The sequence below is a fragment of the Stenotrophomonas sp. HMWF023 genome (assembly GCF_003060985.1).
Classification (GTDB): Bacteria; Pseudomonadota; Gammaproteobacteria; order Xanthomonadales; family Xanthomonadaceae; genus Stenotrophomonas; species Stenotrophomonas lactitubi.
Genome location: NZ_QAIJ01000162.1, coordinates 10,837 through 12,346, shown reverse-complemented (window position 1 = coordinate 12,346; position 1,510 = coordinate 10,837). Strand labels below are relative to the sequence as shown.

The window sequence follows — 1,510 nt, the reverse complement described above, 5'->3', positions numbered from 1 at the left end:
CACTCAGGCTGAGCGCGCCGAACACGGCGGCGATGGCGAATCGGAGCATGGAGCAGTCCGCAGCAGAAAGAAGACTTCGGATTCTGACACAGCCATCCTGAGCGGTCCGCGATGCCGCGCACAGGCCCGGCAGGGTTCAGCCGTGGGCTCAGCCGCGTGGATGGTGGCGGGCGTGCAGTTTCTGCAGGTGCTCGCGCGCGACCAGCGTGTAGATCTGGGTGGTGGACAGCGAGCTGTGGCCCAGCAGCATCTGCAGCGCGCGCAGGTCGGCGCCACGGTTCAACAGGTGGGTGGCGAAACTGTGCCGCAGGCCATGCGGGCTGATCCGCGCCGGATCGATACCGGCCACCGCCGCGTAGCGCTTGACCAGATGCCAGAACGCCTGGCGGCTCAAGCCATGCAACGCCGGCTCGATGAACAAGGGCGTCTGCCCGTCGGCCAGCACCTGCACCTTGCCCTTGCCCACCAGTTGCGGGCGCGACTGCTGCAGGTAGCGTTCCAGCCAGTACTGCGACTCCTCGCCCAGCGGCACCAGGCGCTCCTTGCTGCCCTTGCCGGTCACCCGCAGCACGCCCTGGCGCAGGTTCACCGCCGTGGCGGGCAGCAGCACCAGCTCGCTCACCCGCAGCCCGGCGGCATACATCAGCTCCAGCATGGCGCGGTCGCGCAGGCCGAGCGGACTGTCGATATCCGGCGCCGACAGCAGCGCATCGATCTGGCTCTCGGCCAGCGCCTTGGGCAGCAGCCGTGGCAGCTTGGGTGGGTCGAGCAGTGCGCTGGGGTCCTCACTGCGTTCGCCACGCCGCACGGCGTCGGCAAAGAACGCGCGCAGCGCCGACAGCAGGCGCGCGTTGCTGCGCGGCGACCAGTTGTGGCGGGTGCGCCAGGCCAGGTAATCGAACAGGCCGGCGCGTTCAACACCGGCCAGACCACCGTCGCGTCCATCACACCAGCGCGCCAGGCCTTCGAGGTCGCGGCGGTAGCTGTCCAGCGTGGCGCGGGCCAGACCGTGCTCGGCCCAGATCGCGTCGAGGAAACGCTGGATGCGCTGGCTGTCCTCGCCGCGCAGCTCGGGCAGTTGCTGAACCAGCTGACGACGCTCGGCGGGAGTGGAAGTGACGGCCATGCACGCAGGATACGAGGCCGACTGCGGGCACGGCCAGCATTGCGTATGCTCGGCACATGTCGAGCCCCGCCACTGATGCGGCCCACGTCGCCGCTGATACGCCCCGCCCGCGAGCGCTGCTGCTGTGGCGCGTGCTGGCGATGATCTATGACGCGTTGCCGGTGCTGGCCTTGTGGATGCTGGCCGGCACCGTGTTCACCCTCGCCTATACGATCAGCGGCCATGCGCAGCGCGACAACATCGCGCCTTTCAGTGCATGGCAATGGCTGCTGTGGGCGGTGTGCTGGGGGCTGACCGGGTGGTATGCCACCGCGAGCTGGCGGCGCGGCGGGCAGACGCTGGGCATGCGCCCGTGGCGGTTGAAGCTGGAATCACGCGATGGCA

The 1,510-nt window shown here is 69.2% G+C and carries 1 protein-coding gene and 1 pseudogene; one reads left to right on the top strand and one right to left on the bottom strand.

Annotated elements, in window-relative coordinates; all coding sequences use genetic code 11:
- Positions 1–148: 148 nt before the first annotated feature.
- Positions 149–1,126 (bottom strand): site-specific tyrosine recombinase XerD, encoded by a 978-nt coding sequence (gene xerD / locus DBR20_RS08930; RefSeq protein ID WP_108265935.1) that lies wholly within the window; start codon positions 1,124–1,126, stop codon positions 149–151.
- A gap of 56 nt (positions 1,127–1,182) precedes the next feature.
- Between xerD and DBR20_RS08925 the strand changes: the two are divergent.
- A pseudogene (locus DBR20_RS08925) lies at positions 1,183–1,510 on the top strand (RDD family protein); the annotation flags it as partial.

What these genes read in the sequence shown, in the direction of transcription:
- xerD (WP_108265935.1), bottom strand. Translation starts at nt 1,126, where the DNA reads ATGGCCGTCACTTCCACTCCCGCCGAGCGTCGTCAGCTGGTTCAGCAA.